The 26,607-nt window shown below is 44.5% G+C and carries 23 protein-coding genes and 2 pseudogenes; 15 read left to right on the top strand and 10 right to left on the bottom strand.

Going from position 1 to position 26,607, the window contains the following annotated elements; genetic code table 11:
• Positions 1-57: 57 nt before the first annotated feature.
• Positions 58-483, top strand: a complete 426-nt coding sequence (dksA, locus tag C8R11_RS05855) for an RNA polymerase-binding protein DksA (protein WP_090702542.1) — start codon at positions 58-60, stop codon at positions 481-483.
• A gap of 149 nt (positions 484-632) precedes the next feature.
• On the opposite strand, the gene C8R11_RS05850 is transcribed toward dksA, so the two are convergent.
• The 5 genes from C8R11_RS05850 to C8R11_RS05830 form a co-directional block, all read right to left on the bottom strand.
• On the bottom strand, positions 633-1,418 hold the full coding sequence (locus tag C8R11_RS05850; protein ID WP_107794892.1) for an HAD family hydrolase: 786 nt from the start codon (positions 1,416-1,418) through the stop codon (positions 633-635).
• Complete coding sequence (locus tag C8R11_RS05845) at positions 1,415-2,440, bottom strand: L-threonylcarbamoyladenylate synthase (protein WP_244907564.1); 1,026 nt, start codon at positions 2,438-2,440, stop codon at positions 1,415-1,417. Before C8R11_RS05845 ends, C8R11_RS05850 begins: the two co-directional genes overlap by 4 nt.
• 6 nt (positions 2,441-2,446) lie before the next feature.
• Positions 2,447-3,634 carry a cardiolipin synthase ClsB gene (gene clsB, locus C8R11_RS05840; RefSeq protein WP_107794891.1) on the bottom strand — a complete coding sequence of 396 codons (1,188 nt, stop codon included), beginning with the start codon at positions 3,632-3,634 and terminating at the stop codon, positions 2,447-2,449.
• The gene (locus C8R11_RS05835) at positions 3,631-4,383 is read right to left on the bottom strand and encodes an endonuclease/exonuclease/phosphatase family protein (RefSeq protein WP_107794890.1); all 753 of its coding nucleotides are present in this window, start codon (positions 4,381-4,383) and stop codon (positions 3,631-3,633) included. The genes clsB and C8R11_RS05835 overlap by 4 nt, the downstream gene beginning before the upstream one ends.
• Before the next feature lie 368 nt (positions 4,384-4,751).
• Positions 4,752-5,015: a DUF4156 domain-containing protein gene (locus C8R11_RS05830; protein WP_146159083.1), complete on the bottom strand. Its 264-nt coding sequence runs from the start codon at positions 5,013-5,015 to the stop codon at positions 4,752-4,754.
• Positions 5,016-5,605: 590 nt separating this feature from the next.
• Between C8R11_RS05830 and C8R11_RS05825 the strand changes: the two genes are divergently transcribed.
• A complete protein-coding gene (locus C8R11_RS05825; protein WP_090702527.1) occupies positions 5,606-5,848 on the top strand; it encodes a BolA family protein in 243 nt (80 codons plus the stop codon).
• 115 nt (positions 5,849-5,963) lie between these two features.
• On the opposite strand, the gene prsT is transcribed toward C8R11_RS05825, so the two are convergent.
• On the bottom strand, positions 5,964-8,765 hold the full coding sequence (gene prsT, locus C8R11_RS05820; RefSeq protein WP_107794888.1) for an XrtA/PEP-CTERM system TPR-repeat protein PrsT: 2,802 nt from the start codon (positions 8,763-8,765) through the stop codon (positions 5,964-5,966).
• 301 nt (positions 8,766-9,066) lie between these two features.
• Here prsT and C8R11_RS05815 point away from each other — a divergent pair, with 301 nt between their 5' ends.
• The 5 genes from C8R11_RS05815 (at position 9,067) to hrpA (ending at position 16,721) form a co-directional block, all read left to right on the top strand.
• On the top strand, positions 9,067-10,347 hold the full coding sequence (locus C8R11_RS05815) for a nucleotide sugar dehydrogenase (RefSeq protein WP_107794887.1): 1,281 nt from the start codon (positions 9,067-9,069) through the stop codon (positions 10,345-10,347).
• A gap of 26 nt (positions 10,348-10,373) precedes the next feature.
• The gene (locus tag C8R11_RS05810; protein ID WP_107794886.1) at positions 10,374-11,420 is read left to right on the top strand and encodes an NAD-dependent epimerase/dehydratase family protein; all 1,047 of its coding nucleotides are present in this window, start codon (positions 10,374-10,376) and stop codon (positions 11,418-11,420) included.
• A 103-nt stretch (positions 11,421-11,523) separates the two neighbouring features.
• On the top strand, positions 11,524-12,312 hold the full coding sequence (gene djlA / locus C8R11_RS05805; protein WP_107794885.1) for a co-chaperone DjlA: 789 nt from the start codon (positions 11,524-11,526) through the stop codon (positions 12,310-12,312).
• 20 nt (positions 12,313-12,332) lie between these two features.
• Complete coding sequence (locus C8R11_RS05800; RefSeq protein WP_107794884.1) at positions 12,333-12,932, top strand: glutathione S-transferase; 600 nt, start codon at positions 12,333-12,335, stop codon at positions 12,930-12,932.
• A 15-nt stretch (positions 12,933-12,947) separates the two neighbouring features.
• Positions 12,948-16,721: an ATP-dependent RNA helicase HrpA gene (gene hrpA / locus C8R11_RS05795; protein WP_107794883.1), complete on the top strand. Its 3,774-nt coding sequence runs from the start codon at positions 12,948-12,950 to the stop codon at positions 16,719-16,721.
• A gap of 79 nt (positions 16,722-16,800) precedes the next feature.
• Here the strand turns inward: hrpA and C8R11_RS05790 are convergent, their stop codons facing one another.
• Positions 16,801-17,055, bottom strand: coding sequence for a replication endonuclease (locus C8R11_RS05790; protein ID WP_244907563.1), 255 nt, complete (start codon positions 17,053-17,055; stop codon positions 16,801-16,803).
• Between the two features lie 342 nt (positions 17,056-17,397).
• Between C8R11_RS05790 and C8R11_RS05785 the strand changes: the two genes are divergently transcribed.
• The 4 genes from C8R11_RS05785 to C8R11_RS05770 all read left to right on the top strand — a co-directional run bounded on the left by C8R11_RS05785 (position 17,398) and on the right by C8R11_RS05770 (position 22,149).
• On the top strand, positions 17,398-17,826 hold the full coding sequence (locus tag C8R11_RS05785; protein ID WP_107794881.1) for a tetratricopeptide repeat protein: 429 nt from the start codon (positions 17,398-17,400) through the stop codon (positions 17,824-17,826).
• A gap of 81 nt (positions 17,827-17,907) precedes the next feature.
• A complete protein-coding gene (locus tag C8R11_RS16910; protein ID WP_280523871.1) occupies positions 17,908-18,033 on the top strand; it encodes a hypothetical protein in 126 nt (41 codons plus the stop codon).
• Between the two features lie 645 nt (positions 18,034-18,678).
• Complete coding sequence (locus tag C8R11_RS05775; protein ID WP_107795015.1) at positions 18,679-19,041, top strand: Kazal-type serine protease inhibitor family protein; 363 nt, start codon at positions 18,679-18,681, stop codon at positions 19,039-19,041.
• A gap of 174 nt (positions 19,042-19,215) precedes the next feature.
• Positions 19,216-22,149, top strand: a complete 2,934-nt coding sequence (locus tag C8R11_RS05770; RefSeq protein ID WP_107794880.1) for a galactose oxidase-like domain-containing protein — start codon at positions 19,216-19,218, stop codon at positions 22,147-22,149.
• Positions 22,150-22,164: 15 nt separating this feature from the next.
• Here the strand turns inward: C8R11_RS05770 and C8R11_RS05765 are convergent, their stop codons facing one another.
• Positions 22,165-23,097: a LysR family transcriptional regulator gene (locus C8R11_RS05765; RefSeq protein WP_107794879.1), complete on the bottom strand. Its 933-nt coding sequence runs from the start codon at positions 23,095-23,097 to the stop codon at positions 22,165-22,167.
• A gap of 118 nt (positions 23,098-23,215) precedes the next feature.
• On the opposite strand from C8R11_RS05765, the gene C8R11_RS05760 reads away from it, so the two are divergent.
• The 3 genes from C8R11_RS05760 to C8R11_RS05750 are packed head-to-tail and all read left to right on the top strand — an operon-like array spanning position 23,216 to position 25,465.
• Positions 23,216-23,605, top strand: a complete 390-nt coding sequence (locus C8R11_RS05760) for a DoxX family protein (protein ID WP_107794878.1) — start codon at positions 23,216-23,218, stop codon at positions 23,603-23,605.
• Between the two features lie 35 nt (positions 23,606-23,640).
• Positions 23,641-24,492, top strand: a complete 852-nt coding sequence (locus C8R11_RS05755; RefSeq protein WP_107794877.1) for a pirin family protein — start codon at positions 23,641-23,643, stop codon at positions 24,490-24,492.
• 1 nt (position 24,493) lies between these two features.
• Positions 24,494-25,465 carry a glutathione S-transferase family protein gene (locus C8R11_RS05750; protein ID WP_107794876.1) on the top strand — a complete coding sequence of 324 codons (972 nt, stop codon included), beginning with the start codon at positions 24,494-24,496 and terminating at the stop codon, positions 25,463-25,465.
• A 2-nt stretch (positions 25,466-25,467) separates the two neighbouring features.
• On the opposite strand, the pseudogene C8R11_RS05745 reads toward C8R11_RS05750, so the two are convergent.
• Positions 25,468-25,668 (bottom strand): annotated as a pseudogene (locus C8R11_RS05745) (helix-turn-helix domain-containing protein); the annotation flags it as partial.
• 218 nt (positions 25,669-25,886) lie between these two features.
• Between C8R11_RS05745 and C8R11_RS05740 the strand changes: the two are divergent.
• A pseudogene (locus tag C8R11_RS05740) lies at positions 25,887-26,094 on the top strand (integrase core domain-containing protein); the annotation flags it as partial.
• Between the two features lie 144 nt (positions 26,095-26,238).
• Here the strand turns inward: C8R11_RS05740 and C8R11_RS05735 are convergent.
• A partial coding sequence (locus tag C8R11_RS05735) for an efflux RND transporter permease subunit (RefSeq protein WP_146159082.1) occupies positions 26,239-26,607 on the bottom strand: 369 nt, incomplete at its 5' end.

The following is a 26,607-nucleotide window of genomic DNA, read 5'->3' as shown; positions in this document are numbered from 1 at the left end:
TTATTTGAAGCGTGTATTTTATTTTACCCACCAAAAAATTGCACAGGAGCACTCAAGATGCCGCAAGAGCTACAGAGAAAAAATGCTACTCCCTATGAACCGAAAGCGGATGAAGACTATATGAGTCCTGCACAACTTGCACATTTTCGTAAGATACTGGAGGGTATGAAAATTGAATTGAGTCAGGATATTGATCGGGCTGTGCATACGATGCAGGACGACGCCACAGTTTTTGCGGATCCCAATGACCGCGCCAGCCAGGAATCCGACATGACGCTTGAATTGCGCAATCGGGATCGCGAGCGCAAACTGATCAAGAAAATTGATGAAATCATTGCCAAGATTGAATCGAAAGATTATGGTTATTGTGAAAGTTGTGGTATCGAAATAGGATTGAAGCGACTTGAGGCACGTCCAACTGCAACGTTGTGTATTGATTGTAAAACGCTGGATGAGATTCGTGAAAAACAGATGGCGAAATAAATAATAATGCCGAATTTCTGACAATCTCTTTGTAGATTAGGTCACAATAAAAAACCGGCTGTGTGAGCCGGTTTTTTATTGTGACCTAATCGATCGGTGCATATGTCTTTCAACGGTTCGTGACGTATAAGATAGATGACACTACTTTGTCAAGTGTCAGTTAGCTTTCGTAATGCATCAACATCTATCCATTGATTATCAAAATGAACGGAGTTGTTTGAAAGTTGTGTAAAAATTTTATCCGGTTCGCCAAGATCAGACAATATGGCAACTGCACCTGCAAAATTTTGCTGGCATGTATAGTTGTTGACGGTAATTAATGTTGGTAAATTGGCCGCACGTGCAGCTAATAATCCATTTTCAGAATCTTCGATCGCGATACACTGTGATGCTTCTAAGTTCAGTTTATTCAAAACCCAGAAATAAATATCCGGTGCCGGTTTTTTTTGCGGCACAATATCACCGGCACCAATCACATCAAACAAATTGTTAGCATTCTCGCCTAAAGTGGATTGCAACAGGTAAGTGACATTTTCTGGTGTAGTGGTTGTTGCAATGGCCAATTTAATATTCTGATCCCGTAAGTCATGAATTAAACGTTTAACACCTGGTCTTAATGGAATCTCGCCTTGCTCCATGAGTTTTTTGAAATGGAGTGTCTTGGTTTTGTGCAAACATGCTATCCACTCATCCAGATTATTTCTGGCAAGTTCTTCGGGCATGTATTTTTCAATATAGTATCGAATTCTTTCTTTTCCGCCCGTTACTTGCAATAATTCACCATACAAAGGGATATCCCATTCCCAGGATAAGCCGAATTCTTGGAATGCTGCATTAAACGCGGGGCGATGACCATCTTGTTCGGTATCGGCCAAAGTGCCATCAACATCAAAAAGGACAGCTTTTAATTGATTGTGAGTTTTTTCTTTATTCATATTGTAGATGATATATGTGAGAAACTTGCTCTTTGCAAGCGATCAGTTATGGCTAGCCAGGACGGTAGTTCTGGCGGGGTTTCCATTAAAATATAATCAAATGCTGCATGGTCATACTGATGCAGTGTTGCGTAGAGATGTTTGCCATAACTGGTCGGCTTATTAGGCAAGCGTACGTGGTGAATATTTGAACCGTTTAGCTCGGGTAGATCAATGTCAGACCAGGTAATAACGACCGACCGCAAATTGCGTGCCGACAGTCTGCGTGCTGTCTGAAATATCATTTCAGTTGGATAAAGCCTAAGCGGCGTTGTGGGCGCATAGTGGGCGGGGAGCGAACCTGAAACGCGTGTCGCAGATTTTGTATTCTGGCATAGAACAACAGTTTTATTCAAGACAGATTCAATCGCAGATACAGAAATTCCACCTGGCCTGAGTACAGAGACAGTGTCGCGATTAAATCCGACAATTGTACTTTCCAGTCCAATTGTGCAAGCACCCCCATCCAGAATCATATCTATTTTTTTGTCTAAAGCAGCGCGTACATGTGCGGCTGATGTGGGGCTGATCTTGCCATAAAGATTCGCTGATGGGGCTGCAATTGCCTTGTCAGGGCCAAGGGCGTGGAGTAACGCAAGTGCAACAGAATGCGCGGGTACACGAATTCCAACAGTATCCTGGCCGCCGGTGACGTAATCCGGAATATGTTGGCTGCGTTTGAGGATGAGTGTTAACGGACCAGGCCAGAAATGATTGGCCAGAATCCATGCCGACTCGGGTATTGCCTGTGCCCAAGATTTTAATAAGGCAATCTCTCCAATATGGACGATTAAAGGGTGATTTGCCGGGCGCTGTTTTATTTCATAGACTTTTCGAATGGCGGTTGCATTGGTCACGTCTGCTCCCAGTCCATAAACTGTTTCAGTTGGAAAAGCAACAACACCTCCGGTTTTCATTAACCGGGCAGCTGTGATTATTTGATCAAGCTTTTCCTGACTCAGTTTGTCTTTATCCAGCATCATTTCCAATTATGCGTTACTGTTATGATTCGTTTTCTTTTGGCCGTAACCCAGTATACTCTGGGCATAATAAATCACATAATAACTGAGCCAATTGGTAGCATGATATAGCCATGATTTTGATTGCCAGCCAGTGCGGGCCACTAAGGTGGATTCATTGATAATAGCTTGTTTCAAGCTCGCTCTTAATTGATTGGCAAGAATTTTATCCTGAATCACAACATTGGCTTCCCTTGCAAGCATCAAACTGAAAGGATCGATATTTGAAGAACCGACGGTTACCCAGTACCGATCAATGACGGCGACTTTGGCATGTAGATAACCTTTGCTGTATTCGTAAATCTTAATACCCGCATCTAGGAGGTTTCCATAAAGTGCATGGGTTGCGTAATGCTGCAATCGATACTCAACTCTGCCTTGCAATAACAGTATTACATTGACACCGCGGCGGGCTGCTTTGTTCAATGCATTACAGAAGTAGATACCGGGCAGAAAGTAGGCGTTTGCAATGATAATTTCATTTTGTGCATTATGGATGGCTTCTAGATAGGCTTGTTCAATATCATGGCGATGGCGGATGTTATCTCGTATCAAAAAACCGGCGAACTGATTGCCTTTATGTTCACCGGTAGGCTGCAACTTTATATTATTTGCCCAGCGTTTTTTAAAATGCGCCCAGGCGACAATCAGCCACAAACGTTGCGTTGCTGCATAAATTTTTTTTAGAAGCGGTCCTTCGATTAAAACAGCGTAATCAAAGCGCGGTATTTGCTCATCTCGGAGTTGCTCAAAATCATCGATAATATTAATGCCGCCTACAAAAGCAATACACGCATCAATAACGACAAGTTTCCGATGCATGCGTCGCAATCGATAGCGGCGCAACTTGAAGAAAAGTACTTCACGTCTATAAACCAGTACCTTAACATTAGCATCAAGCATACGTTGAATAAAAGAATCCGGCAGCATATAAGAGCCGAACCCATCAATGAGTAAGTAGACTGATACGCCTCTTTTCGCAGCACGTATAAGGGCCGCAGCAATTTTGTGTCCAATCAGGTCATTTTTGAAAATATAAGTTTCAAAATGGATTTCAAGTTCTGCAGTATCAATAGCTTGTTCTAATGCCGTGAAATATTCGCTGCCATTATGCAAAAGTCGGATTTTATTTCCATCTGCATAACCCGTTTGAATCATCTGCGAATGACGTTCGTGGATAGTGCTGCGTGATCTGAGGTTTTTGACCAGGGATGACCGTGGTGAACACAAGTATTTTCTATATGGAATCCGCGCACGTAAATGCGGTCAAGCCGTAATATTGGTAATGCAGACGGAAAACTGCGCGCAGCTCTGCCGTGCGTAAACTCAAAGACTTCAGTTAAGTCAAGCGCATTCGCCAGCATAGGGCCTGTCATTTCCCTCCAGTCATTAAAGTCACCGGCAATTACCAGCGGTGCATGCGGAGGAACTAGTTTTTTTATGCGTTTCTTTAGGGCCTTCAATTGCGTGTGCCGACCTTTCTTGAATAACCCTAAATGCACGCAGATACAATGCAGATTTTCCTGCCATTCGGGTATGCGGATTTCACAATGCAACAGACCGCGGCTTTCAAAGCGATGGGCAGAGATATCTTCATTCTCCCAGGAAACGATTGGGTATCGACTTAGGATGGCATTACCATGATGGCCGGATTCGTAAATCGCATTTTTTCCATATATTGATTGTGGCCATACTGAATCAGCAAGAAACTCATGTTGACTACTGTCTGGCCAGTCATTAAAGCGTGCGGCATGCTTTGCGTGATGTCCAACCACTTCCTGGAGAAACACAATATCGGCGTTAAGATCGCGCAGACAGTCCCGCTGCTCATGAACAATCAAGCGCTGATTAAAACTGGAAAATCCTTTATGGATATTGTAGGTGGCAATATGTAGTTTATTAAGCACGTTAATATCTGGGTAAAAAGAAATAATCTTAAATTCTATATAAACGCAGTCCTCATCATCTAAAAAAATCTGGCCTTGATAAGATATGCTGTGGTCTGTTTTATAGTATGTGTTACGGATATCACACCGATTAATTTAAATCGACAACAAAATATTAGAATAGTGATTTTGTTTAAACCCATGTATAAAGATCGAATATCTCAGAATATGTTCATTATAGAAATAAGCGCGAAAATAATATATTCAAGCATAGCCGGATCAAATTTGAATTTTTGAACAATAAATATCCAGACGGTGCACAAAGAGGCAAGTCAAATAGAAACATGAATCATGAAAGTTGATTTTTTATTAAGCGTAAGCAATTATGTCTACTTGCAACTATAAGCATGTCCGGTAAAAATTATCATTTTATCAATTTCAGGAACTTCATAGCGACCATAGCGAGCTGTATTACTTGCATGTTTTATCATTACAGTGTTGCCTCCTAGCCTGGATGTTTCATCTCTTAAATTATTTCTGGCGGCCATCAGCCGTTCAGGATAGGATGCATCATCATCCAAATCTTGTGATGTGCCCCTGACTTCACCTAACAATCGGCATCCTGTAAGGTTTTGTTCGTCCAGTATTATCATAATTGACCCTGTCTTTGGCTTTTCAGATATTGCTGGGCTGCTGATGAGAATCAATGCGAGGGGTATCAATCTGATTAACAATTTGAGCTTTGATAAAACGTTCACATTTAGTGCTCCCTTTAGTATTTCTGTTTATGTCTTCAACAAACCTATATTCTACTTAAAAAATCTATCTCTGGAGATAATGCGGTAATCCCCTCTACTAGTAACTGAAGCTAAAAGTATAGGTTAATGCGTTATTTGAGCAGGTTTTTGGGGCGGTTTAAGTTGATGCGCCTTGTTGCGCAAGCTAGCATTTCGGCTGTGTATAATTTTTCTTCTTACTATACTATTTTTATGTGGAAATCATAATTTGTACGTGCTGTGCTTGTTTGTACATTTCGTCCATTATGCTACTTAAAGATTGCCGGAATTCAACTACGCTTGCGATGTCGGTGTTAATATTGGTCTAAAATGCGGACTATATATTTCATATAAGCGTTATGTTTTTCCGCATAATGCCTTTATATTAATAGCTCTTTTTACTATGGGCATGTTTTGTGAAAGGCATATAATCTAGTATGCAACATTGATTTTATTGAAGAGAAAAAATGATTACTGCAGATAATATTAAGCATTATATCGAGGCTTCGCTGCCTTGTGAGTTGGTGCAGGTTGAAGGTAATGATGGACATCATTTTCAGGCTGTTATTGTCAGTGCCGAATTCAGAGGCAAGCGCATGATTCAGCAGCATCAACTTGTTTATCGGGCGTTAGGTGACAAAATGAAACAGGAAATACATGCATTATCAATGAAAACTTTTACGCCTGAAGAATGGGCGGCGATTAGCTGACTTTTTTTAAGTGATTTTTGTGGGAGAACCGAATAAACATGTCTCGCCATAGAGTTGTGTTTATTCGGTGTGCTGTTGTATGCGTCCGTTTTCCGGCGAGTTTGCTTTTATTGAATTATTGTTGTAATTGTTTTAACAACTCTTGAGCTTCCTTGGCTTCGGGAAATTTTTTGTCTGATGTAGAAAGCTCACCAAGAATTTGACGTGCGCGTGTTTGATTGCCGGCTTTTGTCAAGGCATATGCGTAGTGATATTGAATTGTGGCATTTTCGGATTGGCTCGCAGCAGCTTTTTCAAGCAAAGGCAATGCGCGATCAATTTCCCCGTTTTCTGCAAGAATCCAGCCGAGTGTATCTTGAATAGCTGAAGCTTCGGGAGCTATTTTATAAGCTTTCTCGGCAAATTCCAGCGCACGTGGGTTTTTGTTTTGTTGATAAAGCCACGCCAGGTTATTCAGTGTGATTAAATGCTGCGGATTCTTTTCCAGAATTACTTCATATTCCTTGGTAGCGTGTGCATATTGCTTCTTGGATAGATGATCGTTGGCAAGAAGCAGACGCGTAGTCGCATCATCCGGATTATTTGACAGCCATTGTGTAATATGGGCATGAGCTTTATTATCACTGCCTGCCTGATTCAGGGCCGTGTATATTTTGATTGTTAAGGGCGTGGTCTGTGAAATCGAGAATGCTTTTTCATATGCCTTGGCTGCCATTTCAAATTTTTGTTGATGCATTAATAAATCGCCTTCCAATTCATAACCGATGGGGGAGCCAGCATGCTCTTTTTGTATTTTCTGAGCAATTGCAATAGCTTCATTCTCTTTATTTTCAATATTGGCTAATCGGGCCATGGCCACTTTTGCTTCTACGTAATCGGGATTGATAAATAGCGCTTTTCTTAATGCTGCCGATGTAGCAGGATAATCCTTCATAATAGAATGAATTTCGGCTATTTTTAATTGTGCAGCGGCGGAATCAGGCAATTCGGCAGCCAGTTTTTCATAGCTGTCAAGCGCTGCTGCATGATTATTGTGCGCCAGTTGCACCTGTCCGAGCAGTTCGATTACACGTGGTTCATTCGGATGCATTCCATAGAGTTTGCGTGAGAGTAAAAGCGCTTTTTCTTTGTCACCCTGGCGTGCATAATGAGTGGCCAGGCGAATTGCAGGATCCACAGCATTCGGGTTTTTATTACTGGACAGTTCCAGCCATTTTGTGGCTTCATCGGGTTTGCCCTGGGACAGTGCAAGGCCTGCCAGTGCATTCATAGCTTGAATGTTTCTGTCATCATTTTTAAGTATGTCTTCGAAACGTTTTTTTGCTACACCGGGTTTTTGATCTTGTAAATCAAGTCGCGCCAGGTTGGAAATTGCAGGAAAAAAGTCCGGTTGAAGTGTAAGTGCCTTGTTAAAGCTGGCGCGTGCTTTATCGAAATCTTTTTGCCCAATGTAAACACCACCTTTCAAATTATGAAAAAGTGGATTCTGGGGGTCTGCTTTTTCCAAATCTTCTATCGTGGACAGCGCTTTGCCAAACTCGTTTGCGTTAATGTGAGTAAGTGCGAGTAAAACACCTGCTCTGGGAGAGCTTTTGTCTAAGTCGGCTGCGAGTTCGAGTTCGGCGACAGCAAGTGCCCGGTCTCCCAATGCCAGTTTGCTCATCCCAAGCGCAGTATGCAATGCGGCATTGTTAGGTGCAAGTTCATTCGCTTTTTCATAAAACTCAGTCGCTTTTGTGAAGTCCCCGGACTGCATGTAAACTTCACCTGCTAAAGCAAATAATTGCGGGTCATGCTGCACTGCTGTTAATGTTGGCTCCAGAACATCCATGGCTTGTTTGGTTTTTCTGCCGCTCAATAAAGTGCTGATCATGAGCTTGCGTGCATAAATATTGCCTGGTATGTTTTTTAGATATTGTTCCAGATATTGTTCTGCTTGTGTAAATGAACCAAGCGAGAACTGAATGGCGCCGGCCAGTAAAACGCTGGGTAAATGTTCGGGAGCGGCGCCAAGTAAAGTCTGAATGGAAGTCAGTGCCTCAGCATACCTTCCTTGGTTAAAGTCCAATAATGCCTGTGAATGGTTGAGAATTAAACTGTCCGGCGCAATTTCACGAACACGTGCAATACTATTTTTTGCGGCGTCATATTTGCCGAGAGCGATTTCCAAGTCAGCCTTGTTGCTATACGCATTTGCATCGTCAGGCGCTAACTCGACGACTTGCTCGAAAGCGGTTAAAGCTTGTTCAGATTTGCCTTGTGCACGTAACATATTTGCTTTAAAAACCCATGCGCTCAAATTTTGCGGATTTTTGGCGATTGCCTGATCGGAGTACTCAGTTGCCAGGACTAAATCATTTTGGAGCAGGGCGTATTGTGCCAATCCTGTTAAGGCTTCCGGATGATCGGGTTTTTTGGCTAGAAGCTGGTCAAAAATAATTTTAGCTTCTTCAGCCTTGTGCACTGCAAGAAGTGCTTTGGCACGAAGAAGTTGGACTTCGTCGGAACCGTTTTCAGTATGTTGTTCAGTCGTGTCCAGTAATTGCTGAAACTTACCTAAATCAAAAAGTACCTGGCTTAAAACAGGCAATACAGTACCGGTGTCCATGCCCAGATCCAATGCTCGGTTCAGTTCTTTTTCCGCCGATAATGGGTTATGATTTTGCTGGTAAAGTGAACCCAATAAAAAGCGTGCTTTGACATTGTTTGGTTCTTGCTGCAGGGCGTTTCTCAGTTGAATAATGGCGGCATTGTCATTACCTTTTTTCTGGTAATCAACAGCTTCTGAGATAAGCGTTGCTGCATCTTTGGTCTCACCGCATGCCGTCAGGCTGAGTATAATCAACGCACTCACTAAAGCTGGTTTAATGCATGTTAACCAGAGTTTCTTTGGAATGCGTGTAAAGAAGTTATGCATGTCGGTTCTCCCATTGGTAAATGTTACAGTTGTAATTGTTACAGAAACTGATTGATTATACAAAGAATAGATTACGCTTTTTCTTGTTAACATGCATTTATAGCATATAACAGGCTGGTTTATTCAGGCATAAAAGGGGGCAAAAAAGGCCTTGTTTAAAAATTAATCGCCAGAGTGTGTCGAATGCTCAATTAAAGCTAAAAATATTACGCTATAGTACAGTTTCTATTTGTCATAAAATCTTTATAGTAGCTGAGCTGGTTATTTGACATTAAAGGGCGTTAAATTGGAGAATGAACTTATGGGTATTGTTGCTGTAGTTGGGCTGGGTTATGTAGGGTTACCGCTTGCGGTTGAATTTGGAAAGAAACGGCGAACAATTGGTTATGACCTTTCCGACAGTAAAATTCAGAGTTATCGACAATATGTTGATCCAACAGGCGAAGTTTCAACTGCAGATCTGCAACAGGCCACTCAGCTTGTTTTTACGGCCGATGTTGCTGACTTGTCGCAAGCTGATTATATTGTGGTTGCTGTGCCGACACCGGTTGATCAGGCGCATCAACCGGATTTCAGGCCCTTGATCGGCGCGAGTGAAACAGTGGGCAAAAACATGAAGCAAGGTGCGATTGTCATTTATGAATCTACTGTTTATCCAGGCGCAACCGAAGAAGTGTGCATTCCTGTATTGGAAAAATTTTCCGGTATGAAATGGAAACAGGATTTTCATGTCGGTTATTCTCCTGAGCGTATCAATCCAGGTGATAAAGAGCATACGCTTACGACGATTATCAAAGTTGTGTCGGGCGATGATGCCGATTCTCTGGAAGAAATTGCACAGTTATATGAAAGTGTTGTGACTGCAGGTGTTTATCGCGCTGCCAGTATTAAGGTGGCTGAAGCGGCCAAAGTGATTGAAAATACTCAGCGCGATTTGAACATTGCGCTGATGAATGAACTGGCAATGATCTTCGATCGACTCAACATCGATACGCTGGACATTCTGGATGCGGCGGGTACCAAGTGGAACTTTTTACCATTCCGGCCGGGTCTGGTCGGAGGGCATTGCATTGGTGTTGATCCATACTATCTGACGCATAAAGCCGAGATGATCGGTTATATGCCGCAGGTGATTCTGGCAGGCCGCCGTATCAATGACAATATGGCCAAGTATGTGGCGGAACAGACAATCAAACAAATCATTAAAGCCGGTTTTAATGTAAGGGGTGCCAGGGTGAATGTGCTTGGTTTAACATTTAAGGAGAATTGCCCAGATTTGAGAAATTCAAAGGTAATTGATGTCATTCGCGAGTTAGCGGACTATGGTGTTGAAATACATGTTTGTGACCCGGTTACCGATCCGGAAGAAGCATTCAATGAATATGGTATAACACTTGAGTCATGGGAAAATTTACCGTGTGCGGAAGCGATGATTGTTGCGGTTTCGCATGTGAGTTTTTTGACAAAAACAATTCCCGATATTCAAGCCAAAATCGTGGAGAATGGATGTTTTATTGATGTTAAATCAAAATTCAGTCAATCTGTTCTGCAAGAGGCGGGGCTTCATGTTTGGCGACTCTAATACGATTTTGCAAGGAATCATCTGAAATGATGCGTTATCAGGAAATTCAACAACATTTATCCAATAAACAGTATTGCTGGCTCATTACAGGTGTTGCCGGATTTATTGGTTCCAACTTACTGGAAGCCTTATTGAAATTGAATCAGAAAGTGGTCGGGCTGGATAATTTTTCAACGGGTTATCAGCATAATCTGGACCAGACCAGGGATGCGGTAGGATCAGATATGTGGCGCAATTTTCAATTCTCTCAGGGAGATATTCGCGATTTTGATGAATGCGGAGCTGCCTGTAAGGATATTGACTTTGTGCTGCATCAGGCGGCTTTAGGGTCAGTGCCGCGTTCCATCAATGATCCTATTTTAACCAATGAAAATAATGTGTCCGGTTTTCTGAACATGCTGGTTGCGGCGCGCGACGCTAAAGTCAAACGCTTTGTTTATGCAGCATCGAGTTCCACCTATGGCGATCATCCCGGCTTGCCCAAGGTGGAATCTACTATTGGACAGCCACTTTCACCCTATGCGGTGACCAAGTACGTGAATGAGCTTTACGCCGATGTTTTTGCCCGTTGCTATGCAACACAATCAGTCGGATTGCGCTATTTTAATGTTTTTGGTCCCCGGCAGGATCCTGACGGAGCGTACGCTGCGGTGATACCGCTCTGGATTTCCGCATTGATCAAGAACAAACCGCTTTATATCAATGGTGATGGTGAGACCAGCAGGGATTTTTGTTATATAGATAATGTTGTGCAAGCCAACATATTGTCCGCGCTGATTTCAAATGAAGCTGCAATCAATCAAGTCTATAACGTTGCCCTCAATGAACGTACGAGCTTAAATCAACTCTATCAAATGATGCGTGCACTGTTGCTGGAGAAATTTCCGCATTTGGAAGCGCACCGGCCTGAGTATGTTGATTTTCGAGAAGGAGATGTGCGTCACTCGCAGGCGGACATTACCAAAGCCAGAAGTTTGCTGGGTTTTGATCCGACTCATGCTATTCAGGAAGGACTGGAGTCTGCCATGAACTGGTATGTTGCCAATCTTTCTGAAAAAACAGAAGCCGATTAATTTTTTTTCTATTCTTAAGATTTGAGCCGTATTGATACTTTCACAGATTTTTCATCCAAGTTAATTCGCTATAATACCTGTTTGTTTTTTTCTGGGAGCAAGTTTGTTTAGAATTCTGGGTGTTCTGGCAGGTTTCTTGATCCTGGGTATTCTGGGCAGTATTCTGGGGTTTTTGCTGGGCAGTTTCATCGACCGGTTCAGAACACCAGGCTCAGGTCGAATGAATGCCTTTTCAGCCGCTCGCCGCCAATCAGTATTTCTGGAAACCGTTTTTACCCTGATGGGAAAACTCGCCAAAGTTGACGGGCGTGTTTCTGAAACCGAAATCGCGCATGTAGAGCAATTCATGCGCAAACTCGGTATGACACATGACCACAGACTCAAAGCAATTGCGCTTTTTAAACGTGGTGCGTCACCCATGTTCGATATAAAACCCAAAGTGGCCGAATTCATGACTGTATGTGGTTACTCGGGAAATCTCAGGCAAATGTTGCTGGTGTATCTGATTATCATGGGGATGTCTGATGGCCGGTTGAATGCCTCCGAAGTGCAATTGCTGAAGGAAATTGCCGGGTATCTTGGGTATAGCAGGACTGCCTTTGATCGATTGCTGGATATGGTCCTTAACCAAACGCACTTTGCCGGCGGACAGGCAACATCAGCTAATGCACTGGAAGATGCCTATAAGGCTCTCGGTGTGAGCGAACGGAGTTCCGACCGTGAAATCAAACATGCATACCGCAAGCTCATGAGTCAATACCATCCGGACAAACTCATGGGACAGGGGCTTCCCGAAGAGATGATTTCTGTCGCTACGGAACAGGCGAAGGAAGTCCAGGCAGCCTATGATTTAATCAAGAAACATCGTGAACAGAGCCGTGCAACTGCATAAATAACGATTCAAGCATTCAAATGAAACCCTTATTGTATACATTTCGCCGCTGTCCTTATGCCATCCGCGCCCGGATGGCGATCAGGATCAGCGGCATTGCGGTTGATATGCAGGAAGTCAAACTGCGGGACAAACCCGATGCATTACTGGCGTGTTCACCTAAAGGGACCGTTCCCGTGTTGCAGCTGACTGATGGCCAGGTGATTGATGAAAGCCTGGATATCATGCTGTGGGCGTTGTCTGTCAATGATCCACAACAGTGGCTGGGTCACCCAAACGGATTGTCCGATGAGGCAATGGGTTTGATTACCCAAAACGACGAGCCGTTTAAAAAGGCACTCGACTATTACAAATACTCGGTACGATTTCCTGAACATTCAGAGCAATATTACCGTGAGCAGGCCGAATTTCATCTGGCGGATCTGGATATGCGTTTGCGTAAAAATAATTATCTGATGGGCAATCGATTGACGTTGCCCGACATGGCCATTTTTCCTTTTATCCGACAATGTGCCAATGTAGATAAAAACTGGTTTTACGCGTCGCAGTATACCCGTTTAATTCAATGGCTGGATGCAAGGGTTTCGTCCGATTTGTTCACTGCCGTCATGCAGAAGTAGGTCTTCTGTCAGTCAATGAAAAATGTATTGCCGGACATTATAGCGCGTCGTCTTGCGCAACTGCCAAAGCCCTGTTACGCCGATGAATTACCAGTTACCGCCAGACGAGAAGAAATCAAGCGCGCGATAGCTGGCCATCAGGTTGTCATTGTTTGCGGCGAAACGGGGTCGGGGAAAACAACACAGTTACCCAAAATATGTTTGGAACTGGAGCGTGGCGTACGGGGCATGATTGGTCATACCCAGCCAAGGCGCATCGCCGCACGATCAGTCGCCACGCGGATTGCTACAGAACTGGGGTCGTCGTTGGGGCAGGCTGTCGGTTACAAAGTGCGGTTCTCGGATAAGGTCAGTCCCGATAGCTATATTAAGCTCATGACCGACGGTATTCTGCTTGCGGAATCACAAAATGACCCCGAACTGCGCGCATATGACACCATTATCATTGATGAGGCGCATGAGCGCAGTCTGAATATTGATTTTCTGCTGGGCTATATCAGTCGGTTATTGCCGTCAAGACCTGATCTTAAATTGCTTGTTACTTCCGCCACTATTGATGCTGCGCGATTTTCCCGACACTTCAACCATGCACCCGTGGTTGAAGTGTCGGGACGAACCTATCCGGTAGAAATACGCTATCAGCCTGTTGTGGCCGATGAAGAAGACCTGGATATGCAACAGAAGATTCTTAATGCCGTCGATGACATTATGCAAATGGGCAGGACAGGGGATATTCTGGTTTTTTTGCCGGGTGAACGCGAGATCCGGGAAACAGCTGAATCGCTGCGCAAGCATCATTTTGACTCTGAACAGAACGGATTTGCCGGTGTGGAAATATTGCCGTTATTTGCACGCCTGTCATTTAGCGATCAGGATCGTGTATTCAAAGCCGGTCAGGCGCGCCGTATTATTTTGGCGACCAATGTCGCGGAAACTTCATTGACCGTTCCTGGAATACGGTATGTTATCGACACCGGCTGGGCGCGCATTAATCGATACAGTTATCGCAATAAAGTTGAACAGCTGCAGACGGAAAGAATTTCCCGTGCATCCGCGAATCAGCGTGCCGGCCGTTGCGGACGTATCGCCAGCGGTATTTGTTTCAGGCTGTATTCGGAAGAAGATTTTCATGCACGGCCGGAATATACCGATCCAGAAATTTTACGTTCGTCATTGGCAGCGGTGATTTTGCGCATGAAATCACTAAAAATAGGAGATGTGGAGAGTTTTCCTTTTCTTGAGCCCCCATCTGCGCGCATGATATCCGACGGATATCAATTGCTGACGGAACTGGGCGGGGTTGATGAAGATAAACAGCTGACACGGTTAGGCTGGCAACTGGCCAGGTTTCCGATTGATCCCCGCATCGCACGCATGGTACTGGCGGCCAGACAAGAAAACTGCCTGCATGAAGTGCTCATTATTGCGTCGGCACTCAGTTTGCAAGACCCGCGTGATCGTCCGTTCGAGCACCAGGATGCAGCCGACCAGGCGCATCGGCGCTTCTTGGATGAGCGTTCTGATTTTATGGGATTTCTGAAACTATGGGATTTTTTTGATACATTACTAAAACATAAAAAATCAAACCGCAAAATGATTGCGCAATGCCGTGATTATTTTTTGTCCTACCGCCGCTTGCGTGAATGGCGAGAAATCCATAATCAGCTCCATGTGCTGGTGAAAGAATTTGGGTTCAGGCCGAATGAGGTGCCGGCGACATATGATGAAATACACCGCGCACTGCTTGCCGGTTTACTCGGTAATATCGGTTTCAAGATAGAAAAGGAAGGCGAGTATCTGGGTGCCAGGGGCATCAAGTTCTCAATTTTTCCAGGTTCCGCGTTAAAAAAAGGTAAGGCCAAGGCTAAATGGGCAGTCTGTGCCGAACTGGTTGAAACCAGTAAGCTTTATGGGCGCTGCGTGGCCCGGATTGACCCGGTATGGTTGGAAAAAATAGCGGGTAGTTTGTGCAAACGGCAATATTTCGATCCGCACTGGCAGAAAAAGCGTTCCGAAGTGATCGCCTATGAACGTGTCACGTTGTATGGGCTTCCTATCGTGACCAAACGGTCTGTACACTATGGCAGGATTAATCCAGAAGCATCACGTGAAATTTTTATCCGAAGCGCGTTAGTTACAGGTGAATATGTCACCAAGGCGAAGTTTTTCTCCCATAACCAGCAGCTTGTCAAGGAAATCGAAGAACTTGAACATAAAACACGGCGTCAGGACGTGCTGGTCGACGATCAGGAGATTTTTGCTTTCTATGATGCGCGTATCCCACAGAATATCTTTAATGGTGCCGGTTTCGAAAAATGGCGCAAACAGGCCGAACAGGAAAATCCAGAACTGCTTTATCTCGACCGCGCGCTTCTCAGGCGTCATCAGGAGGATGCGACTGAGGCGCAGTTTCCCGAACAATTTGTATTGTCTGACGGTAGTATTTTTCCATTGCGCTACCGTTTCGATCCGGGGCATGTGCTGGATGGTGTGACTGTCACCGTACCATTGCCGGTGCTTAATCGCCTGGATGCGCGGCAGTTTGATTATCTCGTACCTGGTCTGATCCGTGAGAAAGTGACCTGGTATTTTAAAGCGCTGCCTAAGCAAATACGCCGCATGCTGGTGCCATTACCCGGTTCAGTGACCGAATTTTTGCAATGGCAATCTGTTTCTGCGAGAGATGTTGCGCTACAGGACGCCATGGCCAGATTTATCCTGCGTAAAACCACGCTCGTAATCCCAGTCGATACCTGGGAATCGAAAGACGTGCCGCTGCATCTGTTGATGAATTTCAGAATCGTCGAGGCGGCTGGTGAGGAACTCGCCATGAGCCGTGATCTTTCGGCTTTGCAGGAAAAGTTCGGTAGTGCAGCGCAATCCACATTCCGTCAATTGAGCCTCGATGATAAAAAAGCGGATATTGAGCGGGACGATATTAAATGTTGGGATTTTGGCGATCTGCCTGCCGAGATGACTTTTACGCGTAATGGACGTCAACTGATCGGTTACCCTGCATTGGTCGATGAAAAAGATCATGTTGCAATCCGTTTATTCGATACCCGTGCAGCTGCCGATTATGCCATGCGCGCCGGTATCTGCCGCCTGATGTATTTTGAATTCAGGGAGCACATGAAACAGTTCGATAAAAGCATTCCAGGATTCCGGCAGGCTGCGTTACAATTGACCACCTGTATTAATCCCGGTGATCTGAAGCAGGATCTGCTTAATACAATCATCGACCGGGCTTTTGTCAGTGAGGACCCGCTGCCGCGCACCGAAGCCGCCTTTGCAGCGCAGATACTCAAAGCGCGGGAGCGGTTGCCACAGGTGATTGAAAATTACACGCAGGTGTTAGGTGAAATAGGTGCGGCTTATCATGCAGTGATGCAGTATCAGTCATCAATGAAACAGATTAGCCAAAGATTAAAAGTTGAACTCGGCGAGCAACTCAAAAATTTAATCTATCCCGGTTTTATCAGCGATACCTTTTGGGAGCGATTAAGACATTTTCCACGTTATCTCAAAGGCATGCGTGTTCGCCTGGAAAAATGTTCCGGCAACCTGCTGCGTGATGAACAGCATGCTGCGGAAATCAAAATACTCTGGTTGCGCTATGAACAATGTCGCGAGAAACACCAGAAACTGGGTATTAATGACCCGAATCTGACTGAATTTCGCTGGCAGATTGAGGAATTGAGAATCTCGCTGTTTTCGCAGGAACTCAAAACACCGCAGCCGGTTTCGGTGAAGCGGCTGGAGAAGGTGTGGGAGAAAGTCAGGAAGTAGCCTGATTGTTCACGACAGCAGATGTTTGTCATACCCTTACGCAGGTGTTGGAATTATGCTTGATACTGTTCTTTTAACATCATGTAAGAAAGGAACAAGGCCTTGCACGACAGAATCGCTTGGTAATTAAGATACGACAAAGTCGCTTGGTGTTAACACGGATCGCCGGATTGGAAACGGAACGATCGGACAATTCCTGCAAGGAAAACTGTTCGCCGACTTCATTACTGATGAAAATTGATTCCAGATACTGGCGGTTTTTCTCTTTCTGCTTTCGTTTGATGTAAATCAGCTTCCAATATTTTCCAGTATCAGCATCAGTTTTTTCAGTCACTAGGCCATATAAAGCAATAAGATATAAAGCTCATCTGGTAAATATACACGCTGTTTCTTCAAAAAAACTGGCAAATTTTCAGCGCTGATTGACAACATCCATGCTAACGTTTCCAACAATACTCATATCCAGCATCAAATCATAAATATTGGCATAACCCCTGAACAACATGAACAAAGGCTGAAACGCCGCGAGGCAGAAATCGGTGCCGATCTGGAGCAGGCGCATGCAGCAGACCGGCAATTACTTGAAGTTGAACTAAGAGATATTGAGCTGCGGCTACAGGACACGGAAGCGAGTTATGAAGCGCATATTGCCGATCTAAAAGAACGCATTGCGCAATTGGAACAACTGCGCGGTGAATTTCCCGATGGATTGCTGGATCAGGCGATTGAAGCCTTACAACAGGGCGAAACCGATCAAGCGGATAGTCTATTTCAACAAATCGAAAATGAAGGGGAAGGCCATATCAAGCGGGTTGCCGAAGCAGCCTTTCAGCGCGGCAAGATTGCACAAGACGCTATTCGATATACAGATGCACTTGAGCATTATGAAAATGCGGTTCGGCTGCAACCTTATAATACGCTGCACTTAAATGAAGCGGGCTTATTACATCACACGCTCGCCAATTACAAGAAAGCCATTGCGTATTTTGAGCTGGTACTGGCTACACTTGAAAAATTCCTAGGCAAAGACCACCCCAATACCCGGACTGTGCAAACCAATCTGGATGCTGCACAGACTGCATTAAGTCAGTCTCAACGAGATTAGCAGCAAAGCATTTTTTTCTAATAAAGAGAGTATTAGAAATTCTGTGTCATCCCCTTATGATTAAATTTTAGAGGGTGGTAGATGAGCAAGACTAAACCAGAAATGAATTTTGAAGAAGCACTGTCAGCTGATATTAACCGGCTTGAGTTATTATTAATAATCGGCAAGCTGATGATTTATGAGAATCATTTTAAAAAAGCAAGATGAATTACTGACTAAAAAGAATAGTCACTCATATGATTCAGAAATTGGCAAAACTTCAACGTTGATTGATGCCAGTGAGATACACCCCACCATTTATGCTCTCCAAATACGAAAACCATCCATACAATGACAGAGTATACGTGTTAGTACCTATTCTATTGTTTGTAAAATATTGGTAGTCTAATTGACAAACATAGTCTATTTATACACTGGTTATTGCAGCATAGACCTTGTTCAGATCAGATAATAGCGGGAAAGATCTGTTCATGCATATTTCTGAAATCAGGACTTCAGATGAGTACGCCACGTTTAATAATGGCCAGAAAGCAGAGAGTATGACGTCGGGCAGGGACAAAAGAGACCGTGCACAAAGAACGTTACACCAATCTGGTGTAACTGTATTATAAAAATTAAAACTGATTATTTAGGCTTTATTAGAAATAAAAGATGTAGCGTTAGATCACGATATTAGGTAATGGTGTTGGGATTTCTACTCACTAGAGACTCTTTTCAACAGTATATCTGTTAAGGAGGTATTACCATGAACATACGTATCACTTGGTTAATCGGTTTCTGTGCGATCCTCTTGTTAATAGCTTGTAATGCAAATCTACGCAACCATTCCCATCTCCTACACCCCAAGAAGCTATTTGCGGCACTATCCAGGGACTGATCTGTCCTGATGAAGATCAATATTGTGATTTCGGTATCGGCCAATGCAAGGTAGCTGACGCACAAGGTATCTGTAAAACCAAGCCCACCATTTGCACAGGAGAATTCAATCCGGTCTGTGGTTGTGATGGAAAAACCTATGGTAATGCATGTACTGCTGCCACAGAGGGAATTTCCATAGATCACCCTGGTGAATGTGCGCCGCCGGAACCTCAAGCTTGCGGAGGCATTGCGGCTATACCATGCCCAGATGAAGAAATATGTATTGACGATCCCTCTGATGACTGCGACCCAAAGCATGGTGGCGCAGATTGCTCAGGAATATGTATAGCTAAGTAGACCACCAGGGAATTGGGAGAAAAACATATGCTAAAGAGTAATTGCTTGAATTTGATTTGATGCATCAGATATAAGTTGCAACAGCAACAGGATGAATTAAGGTTAAGGTTACTGCAACTGACCAAATATACTTTTTATGTTTATGAATTGTCTCCAGAAGAGGGGGTGTAGGTCATGAAAACAAGGCATATTTATCTCAAAATAGAACAGGTATCAAACTATAGTCCTGTTGCTCCCGATGACGCTGAGCATCACAAACACCGTCTTGACTGCATGAGGAACATGGATCATGCAGATTCCAGCATTCCACAATCGGAAGTTGATCGACGTTCACTGGATGCGCTGATCTACCGCGAATACCTCGATGCTACCTACACAACAATAAAAAATACCCCACTCATTGCTACGGATATTAATGAACCTCGCATCGAGCGGCGTATTCCCGGCACAGTTATTTACACCCGCCCAGGCGAGCGATTGTATGTTCATGTATTGAATGGCGACACCAAACCTCACAGCTTCCATGTACACGGTTTGCACTACGGCATCGACTCGGATGGCTCATGGCCCTTTGGTGTGCAGGAATACGATGGGCCGAATCGTAGTGATGCGATTTGTCCTGAAGGCCAATGGTGTTACATTTTCGATGTGCATGAGGATTCTATCGGTGCGTGGCCATTTCACGATCATCATATGCATATTGAAGAAGTCGTAAAGCGTGGACTCTTCGGTGGCATTGTGGTTCGTGATCCCCGCTGCGAAAAAGCAGACCTTGAAGTACCTATTTTTTTTCATCGCCTCACGGCAAATGTCGGTAATGCACTTTTTGATAGTGGTTCATTTAATGCGGGAGATTTATTTACTTTTACGTTTAATCAGGAAGGTACCTTCGAATACTATTGCCGTTTCCATCCGATGCAAGGGCGCGTTCGTGTCACGACAGCTGGCCCTCTTACAGCTACCATTAATATTCTGGATACTCCAGCACGTTTCGAAAGCGATGATATAACAGTGGGAGTCGGTGCGGAGGTCACTTGGAACCATGCAGGGAATCAGCCTCATACCGTAACCGAGCGCAGCGGTGCCGGTCTGGAATCATTTGCCATCAACGGACGTACATTCGTCGGGAATACCCCCACTATTGTAGCTGAATGCGGAACTCGTGTGCGATGGTATGTCTTCAATCTGGATCTGAGCATGGTATGGCACAATTTCCATTTACATGGACAACGGTGGCGATGGGGCAATGAATGGATCGACACACGTTCTTTTGGGCCAGCCGAGTCTTTTGTTGCCGATACGATCGTGCCGCCGGTTATTCTCCAACCTTTGCCACTTGAGTGTGAGTGCAAACCTCACGAGTACACAGAAGCTCATCCTCTTCCTATGTCTGACGGTGAACATGAACATCCATCGCACTCTTCCCAGTCCCGTGGGAAACATAAATATTCTTCGCAAGATGCTTGCCCCGATCAATATTTAGAAAAGCGCAAAAAATATCGATTACAAGGTGATTTTCTGATCCATTGCCATGTGGAGATGCACATGATGGAAGGCATGGCGGCATTGCTTCGCGTCATGCAGGAAGTCGAGTTGAGCGAAAAGGAACTTGACCGAATCTGTTACCAGTTGCCAACCGTGCGTGTACATGAGTGTCCAGATGTAGAGCATCACCCTTGCGGTGGAGACGGCGAAGATGGCTGGGAACTGCTGGAGCCATCACCGATTTTCGTGGTTCATGGGGCGCTGTTGAACACGGGACATGTATTGCTTTTTTCCGGTGCGGCTGAAAGGAATTATCCACTTGAAGCTCGTATCTATGAACCTGTAACCAGACAGATTATGCCAGGCGTCATTAATTTGCCGGAAGATTTTTTCTGTTGTGGGCATACCTTCCTGCCTGATGGTCGTTTGATCATCATCGGTGGTGACACAAATGGCGCGGGACACACCAATAATCGTTGTTTTATTTTTACGCCTAATGCGACGAATCCAGACAGCGGTACGTTTGGCCCGGCCGCCAGCATGGCGCACGCGCGCTGGTACCCGACGGCGCTTAGTCTGGCTGACGGGCGTGTACTTGCTTTCTCTGGCGGACATCCTGTTGCGGCAGAAGTCGAGGTGTTCGGCGGCGGAACATGGGCGTCAATCGTCGGTGCAAGTCGCTCATTCGATGAATTATATCCCGGTATGCATCTCCTTCCGTCGGGAGAGATTTTCTATACTCGTGCTGGCTGGGCCGGCGCAGCCGGAACCCAGACCGCTTATCTGACCCTGACTGGACCGAACAATGGTAACTGGACCGATTACGGACAACAACAGTTTTACGATCGCCAGGAAGGAATGAGTCTTCTTATGATAGATACGACCGTAAACCCGGAGCGTACGCGCCTGTATGTCTTCGGCGGAGGTGTATCTGGTCCTGCCGCTGCGCGCAATAACGCAACTGCCGAAATGATTGAATTTAATGGCGGAATTGTCGATTCGGCGTGGGCACGTACCGCAGATATGAATTTCGGCCGCACGAATGTGAATGCCGTTGTATTGCCCACCGGCAAGATACTCATCATAGGCGGCCACAGTAACGGCCAGAAATGGTCACCGACCCCCGTGTTGGAAACAGAAATCTATGATCCGACGACGGATACATGGGCACTGGGCGCACCATTGAATTTCCCGCGCCAGTATCACTCGATTTGTATTCTACTACCGGAAGGAAGAGTTCTAGCGACAGGCGGAGTTGCGCCGGGTACGGCAGATCCGGATCAGCATTCGATGGAACTTTATTCACCGGGTTATCTTAGCTTGGGCGCACGACCGGTCATGTCGAATGCGCCGCCAGCTGTTACCTATGCGAGTAATTTTATGATTGAAACGTCACAGGCTCCAGATATCAATGCAGTAGTGTTGATAGCACCGATTGCGGTGACGCACCATACCGACGCCGGACAGCGTTATATCAAATTGCCAATTCATTCGCGTACCGCCACTACCATAGGAACAGAAGCCCCTGCCCACGGAAATATCGCCCCACCGGGATTCTATATGCTTTTTGTGGTCAACAATCAGGATGTGCCATCAGAGGCGAGGTTTGTGTTGATATCTTAGTTCTGTAGTTGATTCTCAATCAGCAATGCCTTGGTAGACTTTAATCGCCTCATCCCAATATGGGTTGTCGCCAAATCGTTCTGCTAAAAAATCAATCAGTATTTTTGTTCTATGTGATAAGTATCGTTTTTGCGGATAAACTGCATAGGCATTAAACGAAGGAGATTGATAATCCGGCATGATTGGCACAAGTTTTCCGTCCACGATAGTTTTCCATGTGATAAAAGTTGGCATCATTATGATGCCGTGTCCGGCGATAGCCATATCTTTTAGAAAATCACCGTTGTTGGCGACTATTTTGGCGGAAACAGGAATGCTATGCTGTGCGCCTTGTTTATCAACGAATTTCCAAGAAGAAGTGTTTGATAAATTGTAATGCAGTAACCTATGCTGCTTTAATTCGTAGACCGTTTTTGGTGTGCCATATTCTTGTAAATAATGAGGGCTGGCACATAATAGTGTTCTAATGGGCGAAAGTTTGCGCGCCACCAGACTTGAGTCTTTTAAATCAGCAATGCGTAACGCGAGATCCATGCCTTCTTCAACCAAATCCACTTGCCGATCGGAAAAATTGATATTGATGGTCAGTTCAGGATGTAGTTTGATAAATGAATCGATTGCAGGTGCTAAATGGGATAAGCCAAACGATAATGGCGCTGCCAGATTAATGGTGCCTTCAAGCGTGGCTTGGGATGCTTTCGTCAACGTATTGAGTTCTGCGATATCGTCAACAATTTTAATGGAACGTTCATAAAACGTCCGGCCTGCTTCAGTCAGGCTTGATGTGCGTGTGGTTCGATTTAATAAACGCACACCCAAACGGGTCTCCAAATCAGCAAGTTTCCGGCTGACTGCTGACTTTGCCAGACCGAGCTGCTCAGCCGCACGGCCAATTCCTCCAGCATCAACCACGCGTATAAAAACATGCATATCTTCAAATTGACCCATTCAGTTCTCCTTTGGTGAACAATCAATTGTCATTCTTGATGTTTATCACTTTTGTGTCAACTATTACACTGTCTCCATAGGCTAATGATTAATTCACACTAAATTTGGAGGAAAAGAAATGAATTTATTACGCGTAATTTCAGCACCAATAGGCCGTATTTTCATCGCATTAATTTTTGTGATATCGGGATGGAATAAATTATTTGCCTATATCGATATTCAGGGCTATATGGCATCAATGGGTGTTTCAGGCGAATTGTTGCCATTTGTGATTGGTATTGAATTGCTGGCAGGATTGGCTGTAATTATAGGCTGGCAAACCAGACTGGCGGCTTTAGCGTTGGCAGGATTTAGCATATTGTCGGCAGTAATTTTTCATATGGATTTCACGGATCAAATACAGTTCATTATGTTCATGAAAAATCTTGCGATAGCAGGAGGATTGTTGCTACTGGTCGCAAATGGTCCGGGTGCCTATGCATTCGATAACCGCCATAGGACAGAATAACAATAGCTTCACTTTTGATATGAGGAGAAATTGATATGACGATACAAGTTCGCGAATTACGCGCTGTCACTTCAGGTCTGCCAGTAACTGACGGTGACGGGGTAAAAATGACTCGTATTATTGGCACGCCGGAGTTGAATATGCTGGATCCATTTTTATTGTTTGATGCTTTTGAAAGTAATCAAGCTCAGGATTATATTGGTGATTTCCCAGATCATCCTCATCGGGGCTTTGAAACCGTCACTTATTTATTGGCGGGCCGCATGCGGCATAAAGACAGCGCAGGTCATGAAGGTGTTATTGAGACCGGCGGTGTGCAATGGATGACCGCCGGTAAGGGGATTATTCATTCTGAAATGCCTGAGCAGGAAGATGGCCTGTTGCAGGGTTTCCAGCTCTGGGTTAATTTGCCTGCCAGTGAAAAGATGCGGCCACCTGCTTATCAGGAATTTCCGAAAAATAAAATCGCAGTGGAATATCTGGATAATGACGGAAAGGTACGAGTGATTGCCGGGTCGACGGATAAAGGTACAACCGGACCGGTAATCAATCGTTTTGTTAATCCGGCTTATATGGATATTTCTTTGCTCGAAGGAAAGCAGTTTAAACAGGCTGTTGACGCCGGTGACAATGTTTTTATTTTTGTCATTTCCGGGCAATTATCAGTTGGCGATTCAATGCGGGGGATAAGCAATCATCAAATGGGCGTGCTAGACAAAGGCGATCAGATTGTTGTAACCGCTCAGAAGAAAACCCGTTTCCTATTAGTGGCGGCACAACCGTTAAATGAACCGGTTGCTCTTGGCGGCCCGTTTGTTATGAATACCAAGGCAGAGATTTTGCAGGCATTTGATGATTTTAAACACAATAAATTTATAGGAGATTGAGATGGGTATATTGATTGATGGAAAATGGCAAGATATTTGGTATCCGACTCATGAAACAAGGGGGCGCTTTATACGCTCGGCGGCACAGTTCAGAAACTGGATTACCGCTGACGGGTCTGCCGGGCCTACGGGGCAAGCCGGGTTTAAAGCAGAAGTAGATCGGTATCACTTATATGTATCCTACGCGTGCCCCTGGGCTAATCGCACATTGATCTTTCGCAAGCTCAAAGGACTGGAAAAAATGATTTCCCTATCCGTAGTACATTGGTATATGGCAGGAGAAGGTTGGGCTTTTAACGATGGTGAAGGTGTCATACCCGATCCTATTTTTAACGCAAACTATTTACGTGAGATTTATCTTAGGGCAGACAGTCGCTACTCAGGTCGCGTTACAGTTCCAGTCCTTTGGGATAAAAAAACTAATACAATTGTCTCCAACGAATCATCAGAAATCATACGTATGTTTAATAGTGCTTTTGATACGTTGGGGACTGTTGTCGGTGATTATTATCCTGAAAACCTGCGCGAAGAGATTGATACACTGAATACGCGCATTTACGATACTGTGAATAATGGCGTATATAAAGCCGGCTTTGCCACGACACAGGACGCGTATGAAGAGGCAGTGAACCCATTATTTGAAACGCTGGATTGGCTCGAGCAAAGACTAACAAAACAGCGTTACCTGACCGGCGATCTGATCACCGAAGCCGACTGGCGCTTGTTTACTACACTGGTTCGTTTCGATCCCGTATATGTGGGACATTTTAAATGTAATTTGAAACGTTTGGTTGATTACCCCAATCTTTGGGCATATACACGCGATCTTTACCAGCAGCCAGGTATCGCGGAAACCATTAATATGCGGCATATAAAAAACCATTACTATCGAAGCCATAGCAGTATCAACCCGAGTGGCGTTGTACCATCAGGGCCAATACTGGACTTTAACGAGCCACATTTGCGTACTTAGTGCTGATAAACACGGCCAACACCCTTGAGATTTCCGACATAAAACGTATCTTGCGAACCCAAATAGCCTGGGTGTGTTGTTTCAATCTCACCACAGGTTTCATCAACACGATTCTTGATATTTGAAATTCTTCGATTCTTGCCAATCAATGCATCGAGACCGCCTTGTTCGGCCAGATCTTGATAGTGATAAAACGTATCGCGTCAATTACTCAGTTCTTCTGCTAACTTAGGGTTCATCTGCATAAAGGTACCAAAAGTCCCACAGGATTTGTTTATTCTTGGGAGTTATGAGCATACTCGTTTCTGAGTTGTTTTGTGCGGTCTGTCGAAAAATATCGGTAGAAAGCGGTGCATCCAATATGGAGCTGATCGATCACATCGCCAACGAAAGGGTAGAGCAAGAGATCGCCGAGGCCTGCAAGGGCGCCTGGAGAGACAATGTGTTTGTCGAACGCTTATGGCGCAGCGTCAAATGTTTATCTCAATGCTTATGAATCAGCACCTGAAGCGAGTCAATCGCTGACAAAATACTTTCGCTTCTACAACGAAAAGCGGAAGCATCAAACCTTGAAAGCAACACCCGATCTGGCTTATTATGAGTCCAGTAAGTTGCCGAAGGCGAGTTAATGGTTTAAGAAAATAACTCCTAAGACACCTGTCGAAAAAATGGGGTCCACTTCTTAATTCTGTAGTTGATTCTCAATTAGCGTTGAAGTTTTGCCAGTTTTGTTCAAAAAACAGCATGTATATTTACCAAATGAATTTTATGTCTTATTGCTTTCTTTTTTCTTGAAATTGTAGAACCAAACTGTAGATAACTGGGAAAACCAGTAGAGTCAACAATAATACTGTGAACATACCACCTAATACCGGTGCCGCAATGCGGTGGGTGACGTCTGCACCACTGCCAGTTGCCATCATGATGGGAATTAAACCGATCATGGTAGAGAATGCAGTAATCGATACAGGCCGTACACGCATTGCAGTCGCAGACTCAACCGCTTCTTTGATTTCTGTGGAAGATAGCAGTGATTGTTTTTGTTTACGCAATCTGGAAATTTCAATGTCAATAAAATTTAATACCATGACGCCAGTTTCAGCAGCCGTTCCAGCCAACGCTATAAAACCTACATAAACCGC

This window comes from Nitrosomonas aestuarii (assembly GCF_003046585.1).
Taxonomy (GTDB): Bacteria; Pseudomonadota; Gammaproteobacteria; order Burkholderiales; family Nitrosomonadaceae; genus Nitrosomonas; species Nitrosomonas aestuarii.
The sequence above is the reverse complement of the archived record's forward strand: the minus strand, read 5'-3'. Positions and strand labels throughout refer to the sequence as shown.

What these genes read in the sequence shown, in the direction of transcription:
- C8R11_RS05770 (WP_107794880.1), top strand. Translation starts at nt 19,216, where the DNA reads ATGAAAACAAGGCATATTTATCTCAAAATAGAACAGGTATCAAACTAT.
- C8R11_RS05765 (WP_107794879.1), bottom strand. Translation starts at nt 23,097, where the DNA reads ATGGGTCAATTTGAAGATATGCATGTTTTTATACGCGTGGTTGATGCT.
- hrpA (WP_107794883.1), top strand. Translation starts at nt 12,948, where the DNA reads ATGAAAAATGTATTGCCGGACATTATAGCGCGTCGTCTTGCGCAACTG.
- C8R11_RS05845 (WP_244907564.1), bottom strand. Translation starts at nt 2,440, where the DNA reads ATGATGCTGGATAAAGACAAACTGAGTCAGGAAAAGCTTGATCAAATA.
- C8R11_RS05755 (WP_107794877.1), top strand. Translation starts at nt 23,641, where the DNA reads ATGACGATACAAGTTCGCGAATTACGCGCTGTCACTTCAGGTCTGCCA.
- C8R11_RS05825 (WP_090702527.1), top strand. Translation starts at nt 5,606, where the DNA reads ATGATTACTGCAGATAATATTAAGCATTATATCGAGGCTTCGCTGCCT.
- C8R11_RS05830 (WP_146159083.1), bottom strand. Translation starts at nt 5,015, where the DNA reads ATGATAATACTGGACGAACAAAACCTTACAGGATGCCGATTGTTAGGT.
- dksA (WP_090702542.1), top strand. Translation starts at nt 58, where the DNA reads ATGCCGCAAGAGCTACAGAGAAAAAATGCTACTCCCTATGAACCGAAA.
- clsB (WP_107794891.1), bottom strand. Translation starts at nt 3,634, where the DNA reads ATGATTCAAACGGGTTATGCAGATGGAAATAAAATCCGACTTTTGCAT.
- C8R11_RS05810 (WP_107794886.1), top strand. Translation starts at nt 10,374, where the DNA reads ATGATGCGTTATCAGGAAATTCAACAACATTTATCCAATAAACAGTAT.
- C8R11_RS05815 (WP_107794887.1), top strand. Translation starts at nt 9,067, where the DNA reads ATGGGTATTGTTGCTGTAGTTGGGCTGGGTTATGTAGGGTTACCGCTT.
- C8R11_RS05800 (WP_107794884.1), top strand. Translation starts at nt 12,333, where the DNA reads ATGAAACCCTTATTGTATACATTTCGCCGCTGTCCTTATGCCATCCGC.
- C8R11_RS16910 (WP_280523871.1), top strand. Translation starts at nt 17,908, where the DNA reads ATGAGCAAGACTAAACCAGAAATGAATTTTGAAGAAGCACTGTCAGCT.
- C8R11_RS05750 (WP_107794876.1), top strand. Translation starts at nt 24,494, where the DNA reads ATGGGTATATTGATTGATGGAAAATGGCAAGATATTTGGTATCCGACT.
- C8R11_RS05760 (WP_107794878.1), top strand. Translation starts at nt 23,216, where the DNA reads ATGAATTTATTACGCGTAATTTCAGCACCAATAGGCCGTATTTTCATC.
- C8R11_RS05850 (WP_107794892.1), bottom strand. Translation starts at nt 1,418, where the DNA reads ATGAATAAAGAAAAAACTCACAATCAATTAAAAGCTGTCCTTTTTGAT.
- prsT (WP_107794888.1), bottom strand. Translation starts at nt 8,765, where the DNA reads ATGCATAACTTCTTTACACGCATTCCAAAGAAACTCTGGTTAACATGC.